Here is a 6,000-nt window from a genome sequence, read left to right on the forward strand (position 1 = left end):
CCGAGCGTCACCGCCAAGGAGCGACGAAGGCCAACCTAGCGCGCTTTTACGTCGAGGACAGCACTTCGAGAATGGGTGTACAATTGCGGAAAGCGCGGTGGTGCCCCCTCACCTGGCTGCGCAGCCGACCTCTCCCGTCAAGGGAGGTGATGTGCGCAGCCTTGGCTTCGCCTCTCCCTCGATGAGCGAAACGTCCGAGTCAGGGTGGCGGCGCCGACGTCGAGAGTGGCGTGAAGCCGGTGACTTCCGCAGGCACATTGCAATCGGCAAGCGAGAATGCGGCGTTCGTTGCGATGCCGTGAGCAAAACGATGACTACGTAATCGCAAAGCGCTCCACGTTCCGCTTAGGTCCTACGCCAAGAAAATCCCGACTTCGATTCCGGAATGGGGGAGTTCCGCATCGGCTTCGTCTCGACTGATCGCTCAACTCGAACATGCATGCTGGAACCCGTTGGCCGGATGTGAAGTTCTTCAAGAAGCCAGCGTTGTCCGGGCGTGATTCACGGCGGCCTGCTCTGGACTAGACTTGTGAGGGACGCCATTGGCGTTGTGACATGCTTTGGGTTGCGCTTCTCCTAGCCGCCTCGGCTGGAATCGGCGGATATGCCAGTTACACTGCGCGGCAGGCCGAGATACCCCACCTCCAGCATCGGCCCGGGACACCGATCGAAGTCGTCCAGAAATGCTGGCAGGTCGCCCTCACGGCGGCCAGGGCCCATGCCGCCGACCTGAACGTGGAACTGATCCGGGTGGAGGCCACGAGCGCCGGCCCGATGCGACGGACCGGAAGAGGCCAAGTGGCCCCGATCGAGGTCGGCGTCGTCTATACGACGCCAAAGGGGCGCGAAGTCCGTCAGGGTGACATCGACTGCCGCATCGACCGGCGTGGGCGTGCCACGATCACGGATGCTGCAGTTGCAGCACGCTAGGAAGAGTTGGGGCGGGAGCATCTGAAGCACGCCGCACCGGATGAGTGTTCTCCGGACGCATGGTCTCGCGCTTGGACACAGCCAATCTCACCTTGCGGCGAGGTGGTGCTCCCGCTGCAGGCGCCGGATGGGCGGCGTGCCTTGGGGCTACATCCTTCGGCGATGCATCATCGGCCTGTCCGGCCTCTGGCTGTCTGGCAGCCTCTTCCTTGCTCACAGCGAGGCCGGCCTCCTGCGCCTCCGGTTTGGGCGACGCGGCCTGCTGTTTCAGGCGGGCGAGTTCAGCCTCGGCCTGATCCCGGGCTTTAGTCATCGCTTCCAGCTCGGCGCGTAGGGAAGCTACTTCGCGACGCGTCTGCACGAGCTCCTCAAACAGGTTCTGCCGGACCCGGTCGAGCCGGGCGATTTCCTCCTCGGGTGATGCATCGGCCAGGGAAAGCCAACCGATTCCCAACCCGAACGCGGCGACTGCTGCAATGGTTGTGGTCTTCAGCATGTATCTGCCCATGACGAAATGATCTTCGTTGCGGATCCATGGTTCGTCGACCCGGAGCTGAATCCGGCTGCCCCTCCGGGGTCGAAGCAGACAACAAAGGCAATTCCTCAGAAATGCTCCCGTGCCCTGCAGCACGCAGCCTGAGGTAAGTACTCGCCTGCTTGACGTGGAGCTTTCAACATCCATTACGTAACGTCAATAGGAGTATCATGTTTGTCGATTGTTGAAGAAGGCTAACGTAAGGAAGTCCGTTCTCGTTATATTGCTGAGTCTATGCTTGACGTGCCTTACCGTCTGTTCTGATAAGGACAAGCTTATACGTTCGGTATGGCATCGCAGAGCCATCCGCCCCGATCTTCCGCTCAACCGAGTTCCAGTCTATCGGATCCGCTCTACCTGGGGCTGCGACAGGAATAGGAGCAGGCTCCATGCGTGCGATGGTGATCACGAAGTTCGGCGGACCCGACGTGTTCGAGCTTTGGGAAATCGAGCGTCCGCAGCCTCGTCCGGGCGAGGTGCTTGTGCGCGTCGTGGCGTCCGGCACGAACCCGGTCGATGCGAAGATCCGCCAGGCGGGCAGCTGGGCCGGGATCCCGTTCCCCGCGGTGCTCGGATACGACGTCTCTGGCATCGTCGAGGAGATTGGTCCTGCGGTGAGCGGGCTGCAGCCTGGCGACGAGGTGTTCTTCACGCCGGAAATCTTCGGCAACCCGCACGGGAGCTATGCCGAGTTCACCATAGCCTCCGAGCGCATCGTGGCGAGAAAGCCTGACGGGCTGAGCCACATCGAGGCGGCCGGCATTCCCCTGGCGGGCGGCACGGCCTGGGAGGCTGTCATCCGGCGCCTTGCAGTGAGGCCTGGAGAAACCTTGCTCATCCACGGCGGTGCCGGCGGGGTTGGGTCATTCGCAGTTCAGTTCGCGAAAGCAGCCGGCGCGCAGGTCATTGCCACCGCGAGCAAGGCAAATCACTCCTTCCTGGAGGAACTCGGGGCAGACGTGGTGATCGACTATCGGGATCAGGACGTTGCCGAGCAGATCCTCGGCGAAGCCGGCCATGCGGGTATCGATGCATCCTTCGACACCGCGGGAGGAAATATAGAGATGAGCACGCTCGTCACGCGGCCATTCGGACGAATCGCGACGATCCTGCCGCCGACCGGGGATCTCAGCGCCCTCTACATGAAGAACCAGACCCTCTTCGGCACGTTCCTCACCCGCGAGAGCGCACGCCTCCGCGAAATGACACCCCTTTTCGAGCGCGAGCAGGCGAAGGTCATCGTGGATACCATCATGCCCCTCGAGGATGTCGCAAAGGCGCACGAGCGGCTCGATTCGGGCCACGGAAGAGGAAAGATCATCCTCACGGTCACGGAGTGAAGCGCTCTGCCCAAGTGCTCCCGATCCGGTGGCCACAAGAAGGCAGAACGCGTTTCAGCGCTCCACGACGACGCTCTTGATGTTGGTGAACTCGCGGATGCCGAAATGCGAGCATTCGCGGCCATAGCCCGAATCCTTCACGCCGCCGAACGGCATGCGCGGATCGGACCGCACATTCCCGTTCACGAAGCTCAATCCGGCCTCGAGATCCTCGGCGGCGATCCGCTCGCCCCGCACGAGATCTTCCGTGAGGACGCCCGAGCCGAGCCCGAACTGTGATCCGTTGGCGATCCGGATCGCCTCTGCTTCGTCCGCGGCCTCGATGATGGCCGCCACGGGCCCGAACACCTCCTCGTCATAGGCCGGCATGCCGGGTTGCACGCCGGAGAGCACCGTCGCGGGATACCATGCGCCCGGCTGGTCCGGCACCTCGCCGCCAAGAAGAAGACGCGCGCCTTTGTGCACGCTCTCCTGCACCTGCGCGTGGATGTCGTCCCGAGCCTTCACGCTCTGCATCGGCCCGAGCTTCGTGGCCTCGTCGCGCGGATCGCCCATCGTGTACGAGCGCATCGCTTCAACGAGGGCGCGCTCGAAGGCCTCCCGCACGGGCGCGATCGCGATGAAGCGCTTGCCCGCAATGCAGCTCTGTCCGCCATTCACCATCCTGGCCGCCGCGCAGACGCGAGCCGCCTTCTCGATTTCGGCGTCTTCCAGCACGAGATAGGCGTCCGAGCCTCCGAGCTCGAGCACGGACTTCTTGAGGACCGCTCCGGCCGCTCCCGCGACCTGCCGCCCGGCCTCGACGCTGCCGGTGAGCGTGACCGCTGCGATCGCCGGATTTTCGATCAGCGCCTGGACGTCACGGCCCGGGATCAGGACGGTGCGGAAGAGGTCTTCGGGAAAGCCTGCCTCGCGAAAGACGCTCTCGATCGCGAGCGCACAGCCCGGCACGTTGCTGGCGTGCTTGAGGACCGCCGCATTGCCCGCCATGAGCCCCGGGGCCGCGAAGCGGAAGGCCTGCCAGAACGGGAAGTTCCATGGCATCACGGCGAGCACGACCCCGAGCGGGTTGTAGGTCACGAAGGCCTTCGATCCGGCGAGATCGACCGGTTCGCGCGCAAGATAGCGCTCCGCGTTCTCGGCGAAGTGATCGCAGTTGAAGGCGCATTTCTCGGCCTCGGCCCGGCCGTCCTTCAGCAGCTTTCCCATCTCGGCCGTCATGAGCTCCGCAAACTCGTCCTTCCGGCGCCGCAGTACCTCTGCGGCCCGCTTCATGAGCGCAGCGCGCTCTGCAAAGGACGTACGTCGCCATTCCTCGAAGGCGCCGCGAACGGCCTGCGCAATGGCGATGGCCTCGTCGCGGCTGTGTCCTTCATAAGATTGTCCCGGCTGTCCGGTGGCCGGGTTCGTCGTCGAGAGGCGGGGCCTGGTGTCCGGCGCGTTCGACGGCTCTCGGGAGTGGGACTGGTCGCGTTCGGGCGGGCGGGTGGTTTCGTCCATGGTGGTGCCTTTCGGCGCGGGCTTCAGAGGCCAAGCGCTTGCATCTGTGGAGCGGCGTAACGGGTTCCAGCCGCCAGTCCCGGTGGGATGACCTGATCGATGCGCGCGAGGTCCTCGCGGCTGAGGCGCACGTCGAGCGCACCGACATTCTCTTCCAGGTATTTGCGCCGCTTGGTGCCGGGAATCGGCACGATATCATCGCCCTGGGCAAGAACCCAGGCGAGCGCGAGCTGGGCCGGCGTGCAGCTCTTCTCGCGCGCCATCCGCTCGATCTCGCGCACGAGATCGAGGTTCTTGGCGAAGTTCTCTCCCTGAAAGCGAGGTGCATTGCGGCGATAATCATCGGGCTCGAGATCGTCGATGCTCTTGATCTGGCCGGTGAGAAACCCGCGCCCCAAAGGTGAATAGGGCACGAAGCCGATCCCGAGCTCTCGCACGGTTGCGAGGATCTCGCCTTCGGGATCGCGGCTCCACAGAGAGTATTCGGTCTGGAGGGCCGCGATCGGGTGCACAGCGTGGGCGCGACGGATCGTCTGCGGCCCAGCCTCGGACAAACCGAGATGGCGGACCTTGCCCTCCCGCACGAGGTCGGCCATGGCCCCGACGGTGTCCTCGATTGGCGTGGTGGGGTCGACCCGATGCTGGTAATAGAGGTCGATCACCTCGATCCCGAGCCGCCTGAGCGATGCCTCGCAGGCCTGGCGCACGTAGTCCGGCCGGCCGTTAATCCCCAGAAACGTCCCGTCGGGCGCACGCACGTTGCCGAACTTGGTCGCAAGCACCACCCGGTCGCGTCGGTCCCGAATGGCGCGCCCCACCAGCTCCTCGTTCCGGCCGACGCCATACATGTCGGCCGTATCCAGGAAGGTGACGCCGAGTTCGATTGCCCGGTGAATGGTCGCGATTGCTTCGCCCTCGTCGCGGCCGCCGTAAAAGTCCGACATGCCCATGCAGCCGAGACCGATGGCAGAGACCTGCAGATTTCCGAGCCGACGCAGCTGCATGTGACACCATCCCGGATCGAGCGGCATCATGGCCGCGATCGGTACCTGTGGGTAAGGATGCTGTGAGAACGGCCTGAGGAGATGCGTGTTCCTCTTGATCCCATCGTTTCGACTGCACGAAGTCTTAATGATGAGCGGGCCGGAAGGCGCAGCGATCCCGGCCATCATGGTGGCTACACGGCTCAATTCACCCGGGATCCTCGGAGCCGGAAGCTTCGGAGGCGAAGGGAGCTTGGACGCCAGCCTCAAAGAATGACATGCGCTAATGTCGCCAGGAGCCGCGGCTCTGCGAGACGGTGCGACCGGCAGGTTCGGGCAGGCTCTGGCTCAGATCCCGCCTGTTGAGCAGGTTTGCGAGATCCTCGGCCACGTCGAGTTCCAATTCGACCAGCACGAGGTCTTCCAGCACTGCGGGGCGGCCGGTTGCGGTGTCGAAGACGGTCCAGCCGACTCGGTCAGATCGCACGTCGTAGCGCATGGGATGCAGTCGAGCGGGTCAGTGTGGCACAGTTAGGACTGCGGACGACGCCGCGTGCCATCGATGGAGACAAGCTGGCCGGTCTTCGGATCGAGAATTGTCATGGGTTACGCCTCACGCTCGGATGCGCGGAAAACGCGCCGGTGAGGGTATCGGGCTCATCGACATGCAGGCATGGTTAGCCGTAGGTTACCGTGCCGCTCTCCCGTCCAC

The 6,000-nt window shown here is 64.0% G+C and carries 6 protein-coding genes; 2 read left to right on the plus strand and 4 right to left on the minus strand.

From position 1 onward, the window contains the following. The first annotated feature begins 555 nt into the window (after positions 1 to 555). Positions 556 to 930 carry a hypothetical protein gene (locus tag BN1233_RS02365; protein WP_046861851.1) on the plus strand — a complete coding sequence of 125 codons (375 nt, stop codon included), beginning with the start codon at positions 556 to 558 and terminating at the stop codon, positions 928 to 930. Here the strand turns inward: BN1233_RS02365 and BN1233_RS46590 are convergent. After that, positions 902 to 1,426 carry a hypothetical protein gene (locus BN1233_RS46590; protein ID WP_147706929.1) on the minus strand — a complete coding sequence of 175 codons (525 nt, stop codon included), beginning with the start codon at positions 1,424 to 1,426 and terminating at the stop codon, positions 902 to 904. The genes BN1233_RS02365 and BN1233_RS46590 overlap by 29 nt on opposite strands. Before the next feature lie 428 nt (positions 1,427 to 1,854). On the opposite strand from BN1233_RS46590, the gene BN1233_RS02375 reads away from it, so the two are divergent. Continuing rightward, positions 1,855 to 2,805, plus strand: coding sequence for a zinc-dependent alcohol dehydrogenase family protein (locus tag BN1233_RS02375; RefSeq protein ID WP_046861853.1), 951 nt, complete (start codon positions 1,855 to 1,857; stop codon positions 2,803 to 2,805). A 54-nt stretch (positions 2,806 to 2,859) separates the two neighbouring features. On the opposite strand, the gene BN1233_RS02380 is transcribed toward BN1233_RS02375, so the two are convergent. The 3 genes from BN1233_RS02380 to BN1233_RS02390 all read right to left on the minus strand — a co-directional run bounded on the left by BN1233_RS02380 (position 2,860) and on the right by BN1233_RS02390 (position 5,787). Beyond that, entirely contained in the window at positions 2,860 to 4,305 is a 1,446-nt protein-coding gene (locus tag BN1233_RS02380; RefSeq protein WP_082145094.1) for an NAD-dependent succinate-semialdehyde dehydrogenase, read from the minus strand. Positions 4,306 to 4,328: 23 nt separating this feature from the next. Then, complete coding sequence (locus BN1233_RS02385) at positions 4,329 to 5,309, minus strand: aldo/keto reductase (protein ID WP_046862399.1); 981 nt, start codon at positions 5,307 to 5,309, stop codon at positions 4,329 to 4,331. A gap of 262 nt (positions 5,310 to 5,571) precedes the next feature. Then, positions 5,572 to 5,787: a hypothetical protein gene (locus tag BN1233_RS02390; protein ID WP_046861854.1), complete on the minus strand. Its 216-nt coding sequence runs from the start codon at positions 5,785 to 5,787 to the stop codon at positions 5,572 to 5,574. Positions 5,788 to 6,000: the final 213 nt, after the last annotated feature.

The organism is Microvirga massiliensis (assembly GCF_001006805.1).
Taxonomy (GTDB): Bacteria; Pseudomonadota; Alphaproteobacteria; order Rhizobiales; family Beijerinckiaceae; genus Microvirga; species Microvirga massiliensis.

Excerpts from the sequence above, each read along its gene's own strand:
- BN1233_RS02375 (WP_046861853.1), top strand. The coding sequence starts at position 1,855 with ATGCGTGCGATGGTGATCACGAAGTTCGGCGGACCCGACGTGTTCGAG.
- BN1233_RS02365 (WP_046861851.1), top strand. The coding sequence starts at position 556 with ATGCTTTGGGTTGCGCTTCTCCTAGCCGCCTCGGCTGGAATCGGCGGA.
- BN1233_RS02385 (WP_046862399.1), bottom strand. The coding sequence starts at position 5,309 with ATGCAGCTGCGTCGGCTCGGAAATCTGCAGGTCTCTGCCATCGGTCTC.
- BN1233_RS46590 (WP_147706929.1), bottom strand. The coding sequence starts at position 1,426 with ATGCTGAAGACCACAACCATTGCAGCAGTCGCCGCGTTCGGGTTGGGA.
- BN1233_RS02380 (WP_082145094.1), bottom strand. The coding sequence starts at position 4,305 with ATGGACGAAACCACCCGCCCGCCCGAACGCGACCAGTCCCACTCCCGA.
- BN1233_RS02390 (WP_046861854.1), bottom strand. The coding sequence starts at position 5,787 with ATGCGCTACGACGTGCGATCTGACCGAGTCGGCTGGACCGTCTTCGAC.